We start from the raw sequence: 18,944 nt of genomic DNA on the forward strand, positions 1-18,944 counted from the left end.
GGACCAACGCGGCATGGGGTGGCCTTTTCTTTGGATACTTTCTTTTGGCCAAGCAAAAGAAAGTATCGCGGTTGTCGGTCCGCGAACCGACATTCAAAGCAACCGTCGCGTTAGCGACACAAGACACGAAGGCCTATTTACCGCTTGGGCACAAAATGCCGTGCCGACCCTACTCGGCTTATATAAAGTCCCATCTGCGAACACCGGGCTTGTCAAAGATGGTGGCTTCGTGCGTGGCGCTCGCAGCAACTAACCTTATTTGTTATGCCTCATATGGAGCAAGTACGATCGCATAACGCTCCTCATGAAGGCACGCTCTAAGTACTTGGGGTGATAAATGGTTGTCCTTAAGGACGTTCAAAACGGCCTCAATATCGTCGCGGCTTGTCTTGACACCAAATATGACCTGTTTCAGGTCACTCTTGTCGAAGCGATAAATTCCGCTACCTCGCTCATGTTCGATGATTCGCCATTCCCGTTCGTAAGCCCAAAAAGACGCCTTGGTCAGGATGACCTTGTCTTGGTAGGAACCAGGATGGTCCTTGATGAGGTTGGCAACAGGATAGTGCTCTCGATACGACACTCGCTGCGCTCGGCCAAAGAATGGGTTTGTCTCGGCTCCATTGAACCCAAGACATATCCCCCTATGGCAATCTGCATAGTGGGACCACATTAAGATGTTGGCCGGGTCTTCCGAAAGGCAATAAACACCGCAAAGCCTACTGATATCTCCCATCGCGGCACTAAGTACCTTCGCAGCCTCATCAGACTGATTGTTTCGTGATTTGTCCTTGAGTACTGCCGCAACATTCTCTTTTCGCTGCTGCCGATTGAGCCAAGGGCACTTTCTCTTATACAGGCCGTCAAGGTAAGAAGCGAATTCCTCTTTACTGGCTTCAAGGGATAGCCGTGGTCGGAACTCGAATGGGTCGTTGAATGAGTCTGGCTTAGAAAAGTACGCCTCCTGTGCCGACAGGATCTTCAGCGTGAATTCCGCCGAAGCCTTATCGAGAGATCGGTACTTGAACAGCAGCATCCGTGTGAGATTTAAACCAAAGCTAAGCGGAGCGTCCCTTTGAGCGACGTGTTATGCATTGACTGTAACGCCAACAGTGACACCTTGTTGATTAACAATATTCTGCTGTGCAGTCTTGTCCAGAAACTCGCAGTTGAATGGATTATTAATATGAGTAACAGAGTGTTGATGTGTACTGCAAAACTGGACTACCCACTTGAAAGCAGCCAAAAACGCTTCGTTTGCTGTATTGAAAGACCCAGGAATAATGAACAGAGACGAATACTGTGAATTGAACGCTGGCTCAAATACTAGGACTTCTGCTGTGAAGGGAGAAGTGCTTGATGCCTTGATAATGTGTAATGTAAGCCAAGCGTTTCTATCGGTGCGCACTACGATTTCTTGAAGCGGTGTCATATGTCTCTTCATATTGCATAACAAGCTATTAAGCGGTTAACCGCATATCTAAGCATCACCACCTATCTCGCCTGTACATTATTGATCCAAAACTAATTTTCATCTCCATATATTATGAACGGCCCTCCATATCCCCGATTAAACTCTAATTGGCACGAACTTCAAGTACCCGGACTCGGCAGCCACTTTGCGATCAGAAAGCCTGCTACCCGAAGTGCCGGACGGCAGGCAATTTCCCAAACAGCCCGAATAACGCCCCTAATCCGCCAAACTCACCGGCTGCACCTCGGCCGGCAATTGAGTACCCAGATATTTGTTCAACTGGCCTTTGCTCGCCAGAATCCGGTATTGCGAGAACAATTCGTCGTACTTGGCGTTGATCAGCGAACTTTTGGCGATGTACATTTCGTTGAAGGTATCGAGCAAGTCCAACAAGGTGCGCTGGCCGATGTTGAATTGCTGTTGGTAGGCGGTAATGGTTTTTTCGGCGGCCTCGGCATGCCGTTTGAAAAATTCCATCTGGCTTTTCACGGTCTCATAAGCCACCCACGACAAGCGCATGCTTTCCACCACTTGCCGATGGGTGTTGTCGCGGATGTCCTTGGCTTGGTTGATCAGTTGCGCTGTCTGCTCGCGGCGGGCGATGTCCTTACCGCCGTTGAAGATGTTGTAGCGCATGCGCAGCATCGCGGTCATGTCGGAGTTGGTGCCGCGGATGCCGTCCAGATTGTAGTTGTGGCTGACGCCGGTCTCGATATCGAACCGGGGAAAGTACGGCGCCATCGCGGTGTTGTGTTGGGCAAAGGCCGATTCAATGTCCGAGTTGGCCGATTTCAGAATCGGATGCTCGGCCAAGGCTTCGTCGATGGCCTGTTCCATCGTCGCCGGCAGTGCCGCGGTCGGCGCGGCCACCGGCTCGACCGCCTCCGGCAGGATGCCGATCACCCGTTGAAAGCCGGTTTCGGCGTCTCTCAGATTACCGGTTTCGGACCAGACATTCTTTTCGGCCAATGCCACCCGGCCCATCGATTGGTCGACGTCGGCGCGTTTGCCGACGCCGCGCTCGCTCCGCAATTTGATCTGCTCGTTGGTGCGCAAATGCAATTGCAGGTTGTCCTTAGCCAGATTCAGCAGTTCCTGGCGGCGCAATACTTTCAAATAGGCTTCGACGCCTTCCAGCGCGGTGATTTCGGATTGGCCGAATACGGTATAAGCACGTGAATCGGTGCGCTTTTCCTGGCGTTCGACTTCGTTAGGCGTCGCCAAGCCGTCGAACAGCATTTGCCGGACTTGAATCGCGCCTTCTTCGCGATGGTAAAACACGGAGCCGTCGCCGCGGCCGCGGGTAGTCGGGTTGTTGGATTCCTCCCAACCGATGCCCGCCGTCACATCGACGGTGGGAAAGTAACCGGCCCTGGCTTGGTCGATTTCCTCCTCGACTGCACGCCGTTCCGATTTTGCGGCCTGGATTTTCGGATTGTCGTCCAGAACTTTTTGTATCGATTCCTGCAAACTCAGCGCCTGACTGGCAGACACACATCCCATCTGCATGGCTACGCCGATGCCAATTCCCATAGCAAATCTCATGACGTTCCTCTTTGGTATTGATCGATCTCTTTCAACAATATGGCCAAGCGCAACCTATCGTCGACTTCCAGCTTCCTAAAAATCGATGACAAATGGGCTTTCACCGTCCGTTCCGATATATTCAACGCCAGCGCGATGCGCTTGTTGCTCTCGCCCTGGCGTATCATATTCGCCACTTCCATTTCGCGGGCCGACAACGCGGCCAGCATCTGTAGTTTTCGATCGCAATCCACCGGATTGCCGGGCGCCGATTGCATTCGCCGCGCCCCGGTCAGGGCACCGATCACTTTCGGTACCAAGGCCCGGCGAATCCAAATATCGCCGGTAAGGATGCAGGCTACCGCCCGCGCCAACAAGGCCGGCGCTTCGGCCTGTTCGCAATAGCCGGCCGCACCGTTGATCAGGATATCGATTTGCTTTTCTTCAGGCCAATCGGCGCCGATCACCAGGAAACGGGTGCGCTTGTTGGCGAAGACCGCCAACAGGCCGGCATCTTCGTCCAGCTTTCTGGCATCGAAGATCACGGCGTCGGCTTGAAATTCGCCGCGAATGCTATGCAGCATACTGACACTGTACTCAGCGATTAACGCGTGCGTCCATTGCGCAGTCAACTGAGGGTTATTGGAATAAATCAGTATGTTAGCCACAGTGATGTTTATGTCTTGTTGGGTTATCGTTCTCTGAAGGCCCGATCTCTGGCTTTCAATATCGGTTTCAACAGGTAGTCCAGTACGGTTTTCTTGCCGGTCAAAATATCGACCTCAGCCGTCATACCAGCAATGATATCAAGACGTTGGCCGTTTTTTTCCAGGTAATTTTTTGCGGTCCGCAATCGGATCAAATAATAACTGTCCTCGTCCTTTTTCTCGCCCGGAATACTATCCGCGCTAATATGCTCCAGCGTCGCATCCAACCCGCCGTATATCGAGAAATCGTACGCACTAAGTTTTACCACAGCTCGTTGTCCCGGGTGAAGAAAAGCAATATCGGCCGGCCGGATTTTGGCCTCGATCAGGAGCTGATCCTCCACCGGGACGATTTCCAGCAAATCCATGCCCGGCTGAATCACGCCGCCCACCGTCGCCACTTTGATGCGTTTGACCGTGCCCTTCACCGGCGACAACACTCGGGTGCGACTGACGCGGTCTTCCAGCGCCACCGCCGACTCCGAGGTGCGATCCAGTTCGGCCTTGACTTCGTTCAGTTCCTTCAAAGCCTCGGTGCGGTAGCGGATTTTGATTTCCGCCAATTTATTGCGCGCCTCGTCCAACGACGAACGCAGGCGCGGAATCGCCAGATTGGCCGAATTCAAATCGCCTTTCAAATCGTTGGCGGCACGCTGCAACCTGAGCAACTCCACCTGCGACATGGCACCGTCGGCCACCAGCGGCTCGGACATCTTCACCTCGTCCTGCAACAAGCGGTAACTGCGCGCCAATTGCTCGCTCTTGGATTGCAGTTCGACAATTTCCTGCTCTTTTTGCCGAACCTGTTCGGCGAGAATGTCGCTGTTGGATTTGATTTCGTTCTGCCGCGACAGCAGCAACTGCCTGGCGTTTTCGGCGATCTGCGGCGCGTTTGCCGTGACCTCCGCCGGTATTTGCAAAGGCGTACCATTGATCTCGGCATTCAGCCGCGCGGTGGCTGCCAGCAGTTCGTAATATTTGAGCTTGGTTTCCTTGAACGACGAGGCAAACCTGACTTCGTCCAATTGCAACAGCACCTGGTCTTTTTCGACCAATTGCCCTTCCTGCACCAGAATGTCGGAAACGATGCCGCCCTCCAGATTCTGCACCACCTGAACCTGGCTGGACGGAATGGTCTTGCCCTGGCCGCGGGTGACTTCGTCGACCGTAGCGAAGCCGGCCCAAATCAAGGCGATTACCACAAAAGCGAAGCTCGACCACAAGATCAGATGGCTTTGCAGCGGCAATTCGTACAAATTGGCCGCGTTGACGTCGTTCAGAAAATTTTGGTCTTCGGTCCGATACCGGTTTGCGGCGCGCCATTCGGCAAATTTCTTCAACATATCAAACCGCGACCTTGATTTGACCCTGGCGCAGGGCTTCCAGGACATGCTGTTTCGGACCGTCGGCCACAATATGGCCGCCGTCCATCACGATCAGGCGCTCGACCAAACTCAGCAACGACATACGATGCGTTACCAAAATCAAGGTCTGGCCGCTCAACTCGGCGGCGAACCGCTGCTTGAAGCCTTCTTCGCTGCTGTTGTCCATTGCGTTGGTCGGCTCGTCCAGCACCAAGACCGGCGGCGCCAGCAACAAGGCCCGCGCCAACGCGATGCTCTGGCGTTGACCGCCGGATAAATTGGCGCCGCCCTCGCCGACCTGCAGATCGAATCCGTCCGGATGCCTATTCACAAACTGGTCGACGCCGGCAATCCGCGCCGCCCGCAACACCTGGCTATCGTCGGCGAAGCCGGAGCCGAGCGTGATATTGTCCTTGACGCTACCGTACATCAGCGAAATATCCTGCGGTACATAGCCGATCTGGCGGCGCAAGTCGGCCGGATCGATCTGGCGAATATCGGCGCCGTCGATCAGAATCGAGCCCTGTTGGGCCTGATATAGCCCCAGGATCAAGCGCTCCAATGTGCTTTTGCCGGAACCGATGCGGCCGATCACGCCGACCCGCTCACCGGCTTTGATTTTGAACGAGATCGCTTCCAGCGCGTTAATTGGCTGCTGTGGATAACGGAAGGCGACGTGTTTGAATTCGATATCGCCGTTGAAGCGCGGGCGGTGCAAATAGTCCCGACCCGGTTCGCGCTCGACCGGTAACCCCATCATCCGGTTCAAGGAATCCAACGCGGCGCGGGCGTGGTGGTAACGGGTCAACAAGGCCGCCACCTGGCCGACCGGCGCCAACGCCCGCGAGGTCAGCATCGTGCAGGCCACGAGGCCGCCGGTGGTCAAGTCGCCGTCGGCAATGCGGTAAACGCCGGCGACGACGACTATCACCGAGGCCAATTGCTGGAAAAACGCCGTCAAATTGACGGTCAAGCCGGAATAAAACCGCGACTTCAATCCGAGCCGGGCCATTTCGCCGATGCCTTTTTCCCAACGCGCCTGCAGTTGGCCCTCGGCGCCGGCGGCCTTGAGCGTTTCCAGGTTTGACAAGGCCTCGACCAGAGTGGCGTTTTTCTCGGCGCCGGCTTTGAACAAGGCCTGGATCGTAGCCCTTAACGGCGCCTGCAACGCGATGCCGATCAACACCGCCAACGGCAAAATGCCTAGCGGTATCCAGGCCAAATAGCCTCCGATACTGGAAATAATCAATATGAACAGGATCAGGAACGGCAGGTCGATCAGCGTAGCTAAGCTGGCCGAGGTCAGAAACTCGCGGAACGATTCGAATTCGCTCAGGTTGTTGGCAAAACCGCCGATCGAAACCGGTTTGGCCTCCATCCGGATATTCATCAGTTTTTCGAAAATCGTCGCGGAAAGCACGATATCGGCGCGCTTGCCGGCGGCATCGATGAAGTAGCTGCGCAGCAGTTTCATCGCCAGTTCGAAGCCGAACACTATCGTGATGCCTAGCGCGAACACCCAGAGGGTTTCCAAAGCCCGATTCGGCACCACCCTGTCGTAAACGTTCATGAAGAACAGCGGCGCGGTCAACGCGAATATGTTGATCAACAACGACGCCGCCAGCACTTCGGCATAAATCGGCCAGGACTTGGCTATAACGTCCCAAAACCAATGTTTTACTTTGGGCAGGCCCGCCTCGCCGCTTCTGGCATCGAAACGGTGGCCGACTTGTACGAAGAAAGCCAAGCCGCTGTACAGCGCATTCAACTCGGCGGCTGCGACGGTTTTTTCGCCGCTTTCGGTTTCCGGGACGATGACGGTATAGCGGTCGGCATCCACGCCAACCAACACACAGGTGTTGCCGTCCTTCAGCAACAGCACGACCGGCAAGACCAGCCTGGAGATCCGCTCCAACGGCCGGCGCAACAAACTAGCGCGCAAACCGGCACGCTCGGCGGCACGCGGAAACAATTCAGGGGTCAGTTTATGGTCCGGCAACGGCAAGCCGGCCACTAGCGCCGTCGCGGTTTGGGGAATATGCAGGATCTTGCAGACCGATAACAAAGCCAGCAATAGCGGATCGTCAAACTTGGGATTGGCGGGTCCTAGGCTCAGCAGGCTGTCGGGCATCGGGTTTATGGATCGGTAAAGTGATTATTTTTATTGTGGAACCGGTTTCAGTTCCAGATTATAAATTGATTAAGATTACAATCCTACCAACACTTGTACCCAAGTCCAATTTACATAAAAATTCACTCAGAGATTGCCGATTCGTCGCCGATCAATTCCCTCAGCAAGGCAGTCGCATAACTACCGGCCGGCAGCGGAAAACCTAAATGCAGGCCTTGGCTGTCCCAGTTCCAACGCAATTCGCCCGGTATCGCCCTTAGCGCGCGGCGGTCGGCGGCATCCGCATGAACCCTTAGGCCATCGACCAATAATGGATTGGCTTTTAAAACCGCGTGCTCGATTTCGCCGGCATCGGCCACGGCAAACAGGCCGGATTTGCCGTACAGCACGGCGGTCGGATGAATCTCGCCGGCCGCCACCCGCGCGACCAGGCGGGCATCCACGGCTTCATCAACAAACACGCTATTACTCGCCGCCAGCTTGAACACATCGCCGGCCAAAGCGCGGTCCCAACAGCCTTGGCGGACGCGCTCGGCCAGGATCAGATTGAACAAATAAGAACGGGCGGCTGACAGGTAAATCGATGCCTGTTCGCGTTTGACCTTGGCGCCGCCGAACAGCGCCAGGGCTTTGTCGATATTTCTGCCGTGATGGCCGAAGCGCTGCGGACCGAAGTAATTGGGAAAGCCTTGCGCTTGGATTTGCCGCAGTTGGGATTCGGTTTGAGTGCGGTCGCCCTGCCAGTTGCGCAGCAGAATTTCGAAACGGTTGCCGGCCAGCACGCCGCGCTTGAGCTTGCGCGGATGACGAACCGCTTGCAGGATTTTTAGCGTTTCCGATTCAATCGTCGACCAATCCGGATCGCCTTTGCCGGGTAACCAAACACTGAACCATTGCCGGGTGCGGCCATGTCTATCCTTCAGTCCGGCGTAGCCGATGTCGCGTTGTCTAACCCCGGCATGGCGGGCTAAAAGGCGGGCGATGTATTCGGTGTTTTCGCTGATTTTTTCGATGTAAAGGAAAACGTGCTCGCCGCTGCCTTCCGGCTCGAAACCGAGGATTTCTTCGACGACGAAATCGTCAGGAATGGTTTTGATGTCGGCACTGCCGGATGGGCCGCCGAAGGCGTAGGGCCAAACCGGCAGCGTCAATTCGGTCACTTTTCGATCAACACCACCGCCTGCACCGCAATGCCTTCCTTGCGGCCTTCGAAACCGAGCTTCTCGGTGGTGGTGGCTTTGACGTTGATGAAGTCGATGTCGGTTTCCAGGTCGGCGGCGATGTTGGCGCGCATGGCCGGCACGTGCGGCAGCATTTTCGGAGCCTGGGCGATGATGGTGACGTCGGCGTTGACCAGCTTATAGCCTTTTTCCTTAACGATGCCGTAAACATGGCGCAACAACACCCGGCTGTCGGCGCCCTTGAATTCGGGGTCGGTATCCGGAAAATGCTTGCCGATGTCGCCCAGCGCCGCCGCGCCCAGGATCGCATCCGCCAGCGCGTGCAATACCACGTCGCCGTCGGAATGAGCTTCCAGGCCTTTTTCGTAAGGAATGGTGACGCCGCCCAGAATGATGTGGTCGCCGTCGTTGAAGCGGTGGACATCGTAGCCCATGCCGACTCGAATCATGCTTGTTGCTCCATATAGAATTGCGCCAACGCCAGGTCTTCCGGGCGGGTGATTTTGATGTTTTCCGGTCGGCCTTCGACGATCTTGGGCTGGTAGCCCATGATTTCCAGCGCGCTGGCTTCGTCGGTGACGGCCGGATTGCCTTCGGTCTGTTGCAGCGCGTCGCGCAGCATGCCGTATTTGAACATTTGCGGCGTCAACGCGCGCCAGACGTGCTTGCGGTCGATGGTCGCGGTGATCGTATCGCCGTCGACGTGTTTTAGCGTATCGTGCGAACTCAAGGCCAGGATGCCGCCGACCGCATCGTTTTGCAGCGTGTCGATTTGCAATTGAATGTCGCTGGCCGTCAGACAGGGACGCGCGGCGTCATGCACCAGCACCCAGTCGTCTTCACAGGCCTTGCCTTGCAGTGCTTTCAGCGCCGACAACACCGAGTCGGCGCGTTCCTTGCCGCCGGGCGCAGTGATCACGTCTGGATGTTTGGAGATTTCCAGTTCCGGCCAATACGGGTCTTCAACGGAAATCGCCACCGCGACTTTTTGAAACGCTCCGGATGCCAGCAAGCGGCTCAAAGTGTGTTCGATGACGGTCTTGCCGGCCAGCGGCAGATATTGTTTGGGTCGGTCGGCCTGCATGCGTTTGCCGACGCCGGCTGCGGGCACCACGGCCCAACATTTGGGAATTGGTTTCATGCTTTACTCAAGCACTTGAAAGAAAGTTTCGTTTTCCTTGATCATGCCCAGTTCGTAACGGGCGCGTTCTTCGATGGTCTCCAGACCTTTACGCAAATCCTTGACCTCGGCGTACAAAGCGTCGTTGCGTTCTTTTTTTTCCTGGGCTTCCTTGGTCAATTCCTCCAGCCGCGCGCGGTACTCGCGAATCTGCGACAGACTGGCATCGCCGAACCACAACCTGTACTGGAAGTGCAGCGTCAAAGCGATGATGACAAGGATCAGGGTTTTGATGGCGAGATCTCGAAAATGTAGGTTGGGTTACGACTGCATGGAGCAGTTGCCGAGTCGAAGCCGTAACCCAACACTTCGGCTTTTAAGCTGGGTTACACCCTTCGCTATCGTTCAGGGTCAACCCAGCCTACATTTTTATTACTTCAGCATTTTAAATGCGCTACGGCCGGCATAGCGGGCTTTCGCACCCAACTCGTCTTCGATTTTCATCAGACGGTTGTATTTGGCGACGCGGTCGGAGCGGCTCAAGGAACCGGTTTTGATTTGCCCTGTGCCGGTGGCGACGACTAGGTCCGCAATCGTGGTGTCTTCGGTTTCGCCGGAGCGGTGCGAAACGATCGCGGTGTAGCCGGCCGCGCTGGCGGTGCTGATCGCTTCCAAAGTCTCGCTCAAAGTACCGATTTGATTGACTTTGATCAGGATCGAGTTGGCGATGCCTTTGGAGATACCTTCGCGCAAAATCGCAGGGTTGGTTACGAACAAGTCGTCGCCGACCAACTGGATTTTGTTGCCCAATTTTTCGGTCAACAGTTTCCAGCCGTCCCAGTCGTTTTCGTCCAGGCCGTCTTCGATGGAGACGATAGGATATTTATCGACCCAGTTGGCCAGGAAATCGACCATCTCGGCTGAGCTGAAGCTGCGGTTTTCGGCGGACAGGAAGTATTTGTCGTTTTCGAAATACTCGGAAGCGGCCGCGTCCATGCCCAGGTAGATGTCTTGGCCCGCTTTGTAGCCGGCTTTTTCGATCGCTTCCAGGATCACTTCGATGGCTTCTTCGTTGGAGCGCAGGTTAGGCGCAAAACCGCCTTCGTCGCCGACGGTGGTGGCTAGGCCTTTACCTTTCAACACTTTCGCCAGGTTATGGAAGACTTCGGCGCCGTAACGGATCGCTTCGCGGAAGGTTGGCGCGCCGACCGGCAGGATCATGAATTCTTGCAGGTCGACACTGTTGTCGGCGTGCGAACCGCCGTTGATGATGTTCATCATCGGCACCGGCAGGATGAACTCGCCGGATTTGTTCAGGAATTGGTACAGTGGTTTGCCGGCTTCTTGCGCGGCAGCGCGGGCGGCGGCCATCGATACGCCCAGGATGGCGTTGGCGCCCAGATTGCTTTTCGCATTGGTGCCGTCCAGATCGATCATTTTTTGATCCAGCGCGGCTTGATCGTCTGCTTGCATACCCACGACAGCGTCTTTCAAAGCCGTATTGACATTATTGACGGCTTTCAAGACGCCTTTGCCCAAGTAGCGGTTTTTGTCGCCGTCGCGTAATTCGATGGCTTCGCGTTCGCCGGTGGAGGCGCCTGACGGTACCATCGCGCTGCCGACGACGCCGGAATCCAAATACACTTCGGCTTCGACGCTGGGGTTGCCGCGCGAGTCCAGAACTTCTCTAGCTTTTACATCAACGATTCTCATGATCTTTGCTTGCTCCGTGGTAATGATGGATTAATTATTAGTTTTTCAACCTAAGGTGGTTTCGATGAAGGCCTGGCCTTTAACGGCGCGGTCTATGGTCATCAAGGTCTCCAGCAATTCTTTCATCCGGTGCAGCGGCCAGGAATTGGGGCCATCGCTCAAGGCTTCTTCGGGTTTAGGATGGGTTTCCATAAACAGGCCGGCAACGCCGACCGCCACCGCCGCCCTCGCCAACACCGGCACATGCTCGCGCTGGCCGCCGGAACAACTGCCCTGGCCGCCCGGTAACTGCACCGAGTGGGTAGCGTCGAACACGACCGGACATTGGGTGTCGCGCATCACTGCCAACGAACGCATATCGGACACCAGATTGTTGTAACCGAACGATACCCCGCGCTCGCAGACCATGATCTTGTCGTTACCGGTGGCCTTGGCCTTGGCGACGACGTTGCCCATGTCCCACGGCGCCATGAACTGGCCTTTCTTGATATTGACCGGTTTGCCTTGGGCGGCGACACTTTGGATGAAATTGGTCTGCCGGCACAGGAAAGCCGGGGTTTGCATCACGTCGACGACTGCCGCAACTTCGGCCAGCGGCGTATCTTCGTGCACATCGGTCAGCACCGGCACACCCAGTTGTTGTTTGACCTTTTCCAGAATCTGCAAGCCGGTTTCCAGGCCCAGGCCGCGGAAACTGCTCATCGACGAGCGGTTGGCTTTATCGAACGACGATTTGTAAATGAACGGTATGCCCAGCTCGCTGGTGATTTCCTTGAGTTTACCGGCAGTATCCAGCGTCATCTGTTCGCTTTCGATGACGCAAGTGCCGGCGATCAGAAATAACGGTTTGTCGAGTCCGGCTTCGAAATTGCAAAGTTGCATGCTTGACCTTGATTACTTGGATTCGGATGAATGCTTTTTGTGCTTGGCGGCAGCTTCGACGAAGCCGGAAAACAACGGATGGCCATTGCGCGGCGTCGAGGTAAATTCGGGATGGAACTGACACGCCAGAAACCAAGGGTGCTCGGCCAATTCGACGATTTCGACCAAACGGCCGTCCAGCGATTTGCCGGAAAAGCGCATGCCGGCGGCTTCCAGTTGCTTTAAATACTGGTTGTTGAACTCGTAGCGGTGGCGGTGGCGCTCGGTGATAACGTCTTTCTGATAGACCTCGAAGGCCAGCGAATCGGACTTCAACCGGCATTTCTGCGCGCCCAGGCGCATGGTGCCGCCGATGTCGGAATCTTCGTCGCGGGTCACCAGTTCGCCGGCTTCGTCCATCCATTCGGTAATCAAACCGATCACAGGATGCGGGCTTTTCGGCAAAAATTCGGTACTGTGCGCGCCTTCCAGACCGACCACGTTGCGGGCAAACTCGATCACCGCCGATTGCATGCCCAGGCAGATGCCGAGGTAAGGGATTTTGTGCTCGCGGGCGAAACGCACCGTGGAAATTTTGCCTTCGACGCCGCGCTCGCCGAAACCGCCCGGCACCAGAATCGCGTCGACGTCTTTCAATTGCGCCGTGCCTTCCTGCTCAATGGTTTCCGAATCGATGTACTTGATCTCGACCTTGTGCCGGGTATGAATACCGGCGTGCAACAGCGCTTCGTTCAGCGACTTATAGGCGTCGGTGTGGTCGACGTATTTGCCGACGATGGCGATTTGCACCTCGTCGGTCGGATGAGTCAGGCCGTCGACGACTTTTTCCCACGCGGTCAAATCGGCCGGTGGCACATCCAGACGCAACTGGTTAACCACGATATCGTCCAGTCCTTGGTCGCGAAGCAATAAAGGAATCCGGTAAATGGTGTCGGCATCGATCGCCGAAATCACGGCTTTTTCGCTGACGTTGGTGAACAGCGCGATCTTACGGCGCTCGCTGGCCGGAATCGGCTGCTCTGAGCGGCAGATCAGAATGTCCGGCTGGATACCGATGGTGCGTAACTCTTTGACCGAGTGCTGCGTTGGCTTGGTTTTCAGCTCGCCGGCCGACTTGATGTAGGGCACCAGCGTTAAATGGATGAATACCGCGCGGTCGCGGCCCAGTTCCACGCCCATTTGGCGAATGGTTTCCAGGAACGGCAGCGACTCGATGTCGCCGACCGTACCGCCGACTTCGATGATACCGATGTCCATGCCTTCGGCACTGGCGAACACGCGGCGTTTGATTTCGTCGGTGATATGCGGAATGACCTGCACGGTGGCACCGAGGTACTCGCCCTTGCGCTCGTTACGCAATACCTGCTCGTAGACCTGACCGGTGGTGAAGTTGTTTTTTTTGGTCATTGTGGTTTTCAAAAACCGCTCGTAGTGACCAAGATCCAAATCGGTTTCCGCGCCGTCCTCGGTGACGAACACTTCGCCGTGCTGGAACGGACTCATCGTGCCGGGGTCGACGTTGATATAAGGATCGAGTTTGGTGATGGTGACTTTCAGGCCGCGATCTTCCAGAATCGCCGCCAGCGAAGAAGCGGCAATACCTTTCCCCAAGGAAGACACCACGCCGCCGGTGATAAAGATGAATTTTGTCATTAAGGATTTGCGCCCTGTTTAGCGAATAGCAGGATCAAAACAAACGGCGATTTTAACAGCTTTGGCCGCAGCTTGCCGCTAAATTAGACTGATCACCCCAAAGGACACCGAAGCGGAAGCGGGACGCCGGCCTCCTTTGACAGGCCGGCAAATCCCGATCATTCCAACTTCACGCCCGGCCGCAAATTCGGCCAAGAGCTGAATGCGAACACCCAAATCATGATGATATTCACCACCGGCACCAGCAGCACTAGCGCCCAACGCCCGTCGAACCCGGCTTTTTGCAAAATGCGATAGCCCAGCCAAAGGCAGAAGAGAATGTAGGCCGGTAAAATGATAAAAAACAACTCCATGATCACCGCTCCTGCTTCAGGTTAGGCCATGCTTGAAACGCCAACTGCAAGAACACCAATAGCAAGCCGAACACCGGCAAAAACACCAACGCGGCCCACCCCGGATGCAAACCGGCCTTTTTATAAACTACGATGGTCGGAATCGCCACCATCATCCCGACAATCGCACTCTGCAGAACATCCGGAAACATCTCCCCTCCTCATCTACGTTTACTATCGCCAAACCCGTTCTCGGCTTGCCAAACCACCCGGTAAACAGCAGTCGCGCCGCTTGCCCAGGCCCACTCAGCTACCCATAAGCCCGCTACCGCCGCCAGACGCCCGTCGAGATAGACCAATGGCCGTTGATCGCGTTCCCAAGGCGGAACCCCCGCCTCCTGGTACAATTTCTTCAGGCAATGATGCCCGGACCGCCCAGGCAACTTCAGTTTTTCGCCGCCAGCCCGGGCCTTAACCAACACCTCTGCACCATCCCAATGAGCCTTGGCGATTCCGGAAGACGCCTCCACCCGGGCCAAGCCATAGCCGTTTCCCAAGTCTAACCGCGCATCCGGTTTCGGCCACAACAAATTGCCTGCGAATTTACCCAACGCGGCCGCCGGGATGCAAAACAATTTTTGCCGATAACCTAAAATGCAGTATCCCTGGATTTGAACTTGCAGCGGCGAAGCGTTAAGCCGACGCCCCGACATTTGCTCCGTCAACGCCTTGATGACGGCGGTGCTTGGCGGCTTCAGCCCGAAACGGGCCAACCATTTCCGCAACACAACGCGGCGCTGCGACTCGGCGAGTCGGCTTAAACCGACAAGACTGATACTCTTACTTTCGGGATCGATCAACTCCGCCAAAATCGAGTCCGCCCAATCCTCTAACATCCGCGAGGCTTCGCCGCAATGCGCTGCTGAACGCGCCACTGTTTTATCCAATGAAGGCCAGCGCTGCTTTAACAGCGGCACGATTTGATTGCGCAGAAAATTGCGATCGAAGTCGCTGCTTTGGTTACTCGGATCTTCCACCCATTGCAGATTATTGGCGAGTGCGTATTCGCAGATATCTTTTTTAGATGTGTCCAAAAAAGGCCGCAACATACGCCCGCAGCCAAACGCCGCATCAACCGGCATGCCGGCCAAGCCGGCCACACCGGCGCCCCTGAACAATTGCAACAACAACGTCTCCATTTGGTCGTCGCGGTGTTGCGCGAGCAACAGCACGTCGTCCGTCTGCAGCAATTGGTTTAAGGCCCGGTACCGGGCTTCGCGCGCTGCAGCTTCCGGACCTTCGCCGTTACGGGCAACAGCATCGACCTTGACGATTTTAAACACCACCCCCAACTCCCGGCACTGGTCGCGGCAATGCTCCCCCCATGCGGCGGCGGCGGCTTGCAAGCCGTGGTTGACGTATACGGCGACGATGCGCTCGCGTAGCTGGGCGCCGGTCGCTGCCAAGTGGAGCAACACATGTGAATCAACTCCGCCGCTGTAAGCCACGTAAACCGTCCGGCAACTCGCCGGCAACAGCTTAGTGATCAGACGCGGGTCGAGGTTGGACATTATCCGGATCATAAAAAAGGCCGAACGCAGCCGGCCTTTTCGTTATACGGAGGAACGAGACCGGATTATTTGATCGGTTCTTCAATGAAGGAACCAAAACGCATAATCCGCTGGTAGCGTTTTTCCAGCATTTGATCCATGTTGGCAGCCGCTTCCTGGTTCAATTCCGCCAAATGCCGCAACAAGGCCTCCTGCAAATTCTCGGCAATCTTTTGAAAATTACGGTGGCCGCCGCCCACCGGTTCGCGCACCACCTCGTCCAAAAAGCCTTGCTCACGCACCCGGTCGGAGGTAATGCCCATCGCTTCCGCCGCCAACTGGGCTTTATCGGCGCTTTTCCATAAAATCGAGGCGCAACCTTCCGGCGAAATCACCGCATAGGTGCTGTATTCCAACATCAACAAACGGTCACCGACACCGATGGCCAATGCGCCGCCGGAACCGCCCTCGCCGATAACCACGCAGATCACAGGCGTTCGGAGTTTGGACATTTCGAACAGATTACGGGCAATCGCCTCGCTTTGACCTCGCTCTTCGGCGCCGATGCCGGGATAGGCGCCCGGAGTGTCGATCAGACAGATAACCGGCAATTTAAAACGCTCGGCCAACTTCATCACCCGCAAGGCCTTGCGGTAGCCTTCCGGACGCGGCATACCGAAATTGCGGTAGATCTTTTCTTTGGTATCGCGACCTTTTTGGTGACCGATCACCACCACCGGTTGGCCTTCCAGTCGGGCCAAGCCGCAGACGATGGCCGGATCGTCGGCAAACGCTCGGTCACCGTGAAGCTCGTGGAAGTCGGTGAACATCAGGTTCACGTAGTCTAGGGTATAAGGCCGCCCCGGATGACGCGACAATTGCGAAATTTGCCAATCGGACAAGTTGCTGAAAATGCTCTCGGTCAGCATTTCGCATTTTTGCTCGAGTTGCTTCAGCGTCTCGGAAATGTCGAAATTGTTGTCCAGCTCCACCTTGCGCAGCTCTTCGATTTTAGCTTGCAATTCGGCGATGGGCTGTTCGAAATCTAAGAATTTTAAATCCATGTCAATCCGGCCAGAGAATCAATAAAATGGCCGGCGATTTTAAAGAAAAATGCCGCCATTGCCTATCAGTTTTACCTGACCATGAACCAGACCGCTTTCGAGATCAATCCGCACGCGCCGTTGGCCGCCCGCATGCGTCCGACCAATCTGGACCAATACATCGGCCAACAGCATTTGTTAGCCAAGGGCAAGTCGCTACGCGCCGCGATTGACCAGGGCGCGCCGCATTCGCTGGTTTTCTGGGGGCCGCCGGGCGTCGGCAAAACCACGCTGGCTAAAATCATCGCCGCCAGCGCCCATTGCCATTTCATCGAATTGTCAGCAGTGATGGCAGGGGTCAAAGAAATCCGCGCGGCGGTGGCCGAAGCCGAGGAGATCAAGCTCAACCGCAACCTGAACACCGTGGTGTTCATCGACGAAATTCATCGCTTCTCGAAAAGCCAGCAAGATTCATTGCTGGCGCCGATCGAGAGCGGCGCGATCATCCTATTCGGCGCCACCACCGAAAATCCGTCGTTCGAACTCAACAACGCGCTGCTATCGCGGCTACGGGTTTACGTGATGCGCGGCATCGAAGTCGAAGATTTGTTAGCGCTGCTTGACAACGCCTTGACCGACCCGGTGCGCGGCCTAGGCAACCGCAACATCGCCATCGAACCCGAGGTTCGAGCCATGATCGCCAAGGCCGCCGACGGCGACGCGCGCCGCTGCCTGAACATTCTGCAAATCGCGGCCGATCTGGCGGAAACCGTCGACGGCCAGGAAGTCGTCAACCGCGAGGTGATCGGCGAAGTTTTGCAAGGCCATGCGGCTCGTTTCGACAAGGGTGGCGATATTTTCTACGACCAGATTTCCGCGCTGCACAAATCGGTGCGCGGCACCGACCCGGACGCGGCACTGTATTGGTTCTGCCGGATGATAGACGGCGGCTGCGACCCTTTGTACATCGCCCGCCGGGTGGTGCGGATGGCTTCGGAAGATATCGGCAACGCCGACCCGCGCGGGCTGGAGCTGGCGCTGAACGCCGCTCATGCCTACGAACGCCTGGGCAGTCCGGAAGGCGAACTGTCGCTGGCACAAGCCATCGTTTATCTGGCCTGCGCGCCGAAAAGCAATGCGGTATACGTGGCCTACAAAGCGGCAATGGCCGATGCCAGATCCAGCGGCTCGCTGGAAGTGCCGATTCATTTGCGCAATGCGCCAACCAAACTCATGAAAGAACTGGGACACGGCGCAGAGTACCGTTATGCTCACGATGAGAAAAACGCCTATGCCGCCGGCGAAAACTATTTTCCCGAACCATTAAAGGGCAAACGTTATTATTTTCCGGTCGAACGCGGCTTGGAAATGAAGATAAAAGATAAACTGGAGTTTTTACGAAAACAATAAAATAGCCGGCCGGGCGAATCGGTTATTGACATACTGTTTCCGCAATTGCCTGCAACAGAATATTTGGCATAAAAAAACTCCCGTACCGGAGGGCCGATACGGGAGCAAAAGCAAGCAAATATCGAAAATATCTACCTGCGAATCTCCGCCAAATGGAGAAACCTTTAAAACCTTTCGAGCTTGGCGCGATTGTCTGCCAACATAGTGCTGGAAAGCGCCGCGATACCGAACAGCATGGTTGATATTATAAATTGCCCGAAAATAAAACTCAGTATGCCCGAGAAAGAAACCAAGCCAACAAACACGTCTTTTTTAAATTCATTCATTGCGACCACCCTACGGTAAATTAAATAAAGCGCATCCAACCCACTACGTTTTGATCCTTTCCCGCTAAGCGCTTAACAATAAGTCACCATGCAGTAATCTAGTAGGATTTTAGACAGAGTGGTAAGTAAAGGGATGCGTGTCAAACCGATTGAATTGAGCGAAAGCGAACGAGATCAGCTACGGAGGATGATCAGAAAAGGTAGTGACTGGCGAGAAAGGGAGCGGGCTCAAACCATTTTGATGTTATCCGACGGTCAAACAGTCGTTGCCATTGCCGAGCAACAAGGCGTGAAGCCCGAAGCCATTCGGGAGCGGCGGCGGAAGTGGTGGAAAAACGGGATGAACAGTTTGCCGGATCAGCCGCGCAGTGGTGCGCCGAGCAAGTTGACGGACGCCCATCGCAGCCAGCTCAAAGTATGGATGGATGCAGAACCCTTGACTTGTCGTGCCTTGGTCAGTCGTCTAACAGTGGGATCTGGCGTGACGATCAGTGCCGGCACCTTACGGAACGAGCTGAAACGCATGGGCTATGT

At 55.6% G+C, this 18,944-nt stretch carries 20 protein-coding genes; 2 read left to right on the forward strand and 18 right to left on the reverse strand.

Annotated features, from left to right (window positions below; genetic code table 11):
- Positions 1–262: 262 nt before the first annotated feature.
- The 17 genes from NP603_RS18350 to accA form a co-directional block, all read right to left on the reverse strand.
- The gene (locus tag NP603_RS18350; protein WP_256612305.1) at positions 263–1,036 is read right to left on the reverse strand and encodes a DUF2971 domain-containing protein; all 774 of its coding nucleotides are present in this window, start codon (positions 1,034–1,036) and stop codon (positions 263–265) included.
- A 51-nt stretch (positions 1,037–1,087) separates the two neighbouring features.
- The gene (locus NP603_RS18355; RefSeq protein ID WP_256612306.1) at positions 1,088–1,432 is read right to left on the reverse strand and encodes a hypothetical protein; all 345 of its coding nucleotides are present in this window, start codon (positions 1,430–1,432) and stop codon (positions 1,088–1,090) included.
- Positions 1,433–1,690: 258 nt separating this feature from the next.
- Complete coding sequence (locus tag NP603_RS18360) at positions 1,691–3,019, reverse strand: TolC family outer membrane protein (protein WP_256612307.1); 1,329 nt, start codon at positions 3,017–3,019, stop codon at positions 1,691–1,693.
- Entirely contained in the window at positions 3,016–3,582 is a 567-nt protein-coding gene (locus NP603_RS18365; protein ID WP_256612308.1) for a helix-turn-helix transcriptional regulator, read from the reverse strand. The genes NP603_RS18360 and NP603_RS18365 overlap by 4 nt, the downstream gene beginning before the upstream one ends.
- 107 nt (positions 3,583–3,689) lie before the next feature.
- Complete coding sequence (locus NP603_RS18370; RefSeq protein WP_256612309.1) at positions 3,690–5,048, reverse strand: HlyD family type I secretion periplasmic adaptor subunit; 1,359 nt, start codon at positions 5,046–5,048, stop codon at positions 3,690–3,692.
- A gap of 1 nt (position 5,049) precedes the next feature.
- Entirely contained in the window at positions 5,050–7,200 is a 2,151-nt protein-coding gene (locus NP603_RS18375) for a type I secretion system permease/ATPase (protein WP_256612310.1), read from the reverse strand.
- Positions 7,201–7,322: 122 nt separating this feature from the next.
- Positions 7,323–8,360 carry a tRNA pseudouridine(13) synthase TruD gene (truD, locus tag NP603_RS18380; protein ID WP_256612311.1) on the reverse strand — a complete coding sequence of 346 codons (1,038 nt, stop codon included), beginning with the start codon at positions 8,358–8,360 and terminating at the stop codon, positions 7,323–7,325.
- Positions 8,357–8,830, reverse strand: a complete 474-nt coding sequence (ispF, locus tag NP603_RS18385) for a 2-C-methyl-D-erythritol 2,4-cyclodiphosphate synthase (RefSeq protein WP_256612312.1) — start codon at positions 8,828–8,830, stop codon at positions 8,357–8,359. The genes truD and ispF overlap by 4 nt, the downstream gene beginning before the upstream one ends.
- Positions 8,827–9,522: a 2-C-methyl-D-erythritol 4-phosphate cytidylyltransferase gene (gene ispD / locus NP603_RS18390; RefSeq protein ID WP_256612313.1), complete on the reverse strand. Its 696-nt coding sequence runs from the start codon at positions 9,520–9,522 to the stop codon at positions 8,827–8,829. The genes ispF and ispD overlap by 4 nt, the downstream gene beginning before the upstream one ends.
- 3 nt (positions 9,523–9,525) lie before the next feature.
- Positions 9,526–9,765 carry a septum formation initiator family protein gene (locus NP603_RS18395; RefSeq protein WP_305891475.1) on the reverse strand — a complete coding sequence of 80 codons (240 nt, stop codon included), beginning with the start codon at positions 9,763–9,765 and terminating at the stop codon, positions 9,526–9,528.
- Positions 9,766–9,933: 168 nt separating this feature from the next.
- Complete coding sequence (eno, locus tag NP603_RS18400; RefSeq protein ID WP_256612325.1) at positions 9,934–11,217, reverse strand: phosphopyruvate hydratase; 1,284 nt, start codon at positions 11,215–11,217, stop codon at positions 9,934–9,936.
- A 42-nt stretch (positions 11,218–11,259) separates the two neighbouring features.
- Positions 11,260–12,096 carry a 3-deoxy-8-phosphooctulonate synthase gene (gene kdsA, locus NP603_RS18405; RefSeq protein WP_256612314.1) on the reverse strand — a complete coding sequence of 279 codons (837 nt, stop codon included), beginning with the start codon at positions 12,094–12,096 and terminating at the stop codon, positions 11,260–11,262.
- Between the two features lie 12 nt (positions 12,097–12,108).
- A complete protein-coding gene (gene pyrG / locus NP603_RS18410) occupies positions 12,109–13,749 on the reverse strand; it encodes a CTP synthase (protein WP_256612315.1) in 1,641 nt (546 codons plus the stop codon).
- A gap of 158 nt (positions 13,750–13,907) precedes the next feature.
- The gene (locus NP603_RS18415) at positions 13,908–14,102 is read right to left on the reverse strand and encodes a hypothetical protein (RefSeq protein WP_256612316.1); all 195 of its coding nucleotides are present in this window, start codon (positions 14,100–14,102) and stop codon (positions 13,908–13,910) included.
- A gap of 2 nt (positions 14,103–14,104) precedes the next feature.
- Positions 14,105–14,293, reverse strand: a complete 189-nt coding sequence (locus tag NP603_RS18420; RefSeq protein WP_256612317.1) for a hypothetical protein — start codon at positions 14,291–14,293, stop codon at positions 14,105–14,107.
- A gap of 9 nt (positions 14,294–14,302) precedes the next feature.
- A complete protein-coding gene (gene tilS / locus NP603_RS18425) occupies positions 14,303–15,652 on the reverse strand; it encodes a tRNA lysidine(34) synthetase TilS (protein ID WP_256612318.1) in 1,350 nt (449 codons plus the stop codon).
- Positions 15,653–15,717: 65 nt separating this feature from the next.
- Entirely contained in the window at positions 15,718–16,695 is a 978-nt protein-coding gene (accA, locus tag NP603_RS18430) for an acetyl-CoA carboxylase carboxyl transferase subunit alpha (RefSeq protein WP_256612319.1), read from the reverse strand.
- 81 nt (positions 16,696–16,776) lie between these two features.
- On the opposite strand from accA, the gene NP603_RS18435 reads away from it, so the two are divergent.
- Complete coding sequence (locus tag NP603_RS18435) at positions 16,777–18,084, forward strand: replication-associated recombination protein A (protein WP_256612320.1); 1,308 nt, start codon at positions 16,777–16,779, stop codon at positions 18,082–18,084.
- Between the two features lie 164 nt (positions 18,085–18,248).
- Here the strand turns inward: NP603_RS18435 and NP603_RS18440 are convergent, their stop codons facing one another.
- Entirely contained in the window at positions 18,249–18,410 is a 162-nt protein-coding gene (locus NP603_RS18440; RefSeq protein ID WP_256612321.1) for a hypothetical protein, read from the reverse strand.
- 133 nt (positions 18,411–18,543) lie between these two features.
- On the opposite strand from NP603_RS18440, the gene NP603_RS18445 reads away from it, so the two are divergent.
- Positions 18,544–18,944, forward strand: a 401-nt coding sequence (locus NP603_RS18445) for a helix-turn-helix domain-containing protein (RefSeq protein ID WP_256612322.1), incomplete at its 3' end; no start/stop codon positions are given.

The sequence above is a fragment of the Methylomonas aurea genome, assembly GCF_024505045.1.
Taxonomy (GTDB): Bacteria; Pseudomonadota; Gammaproteobacteria; order Methylococcales; family Methylomonadaceae; genus Methylomonas; species Methylomonas aurea.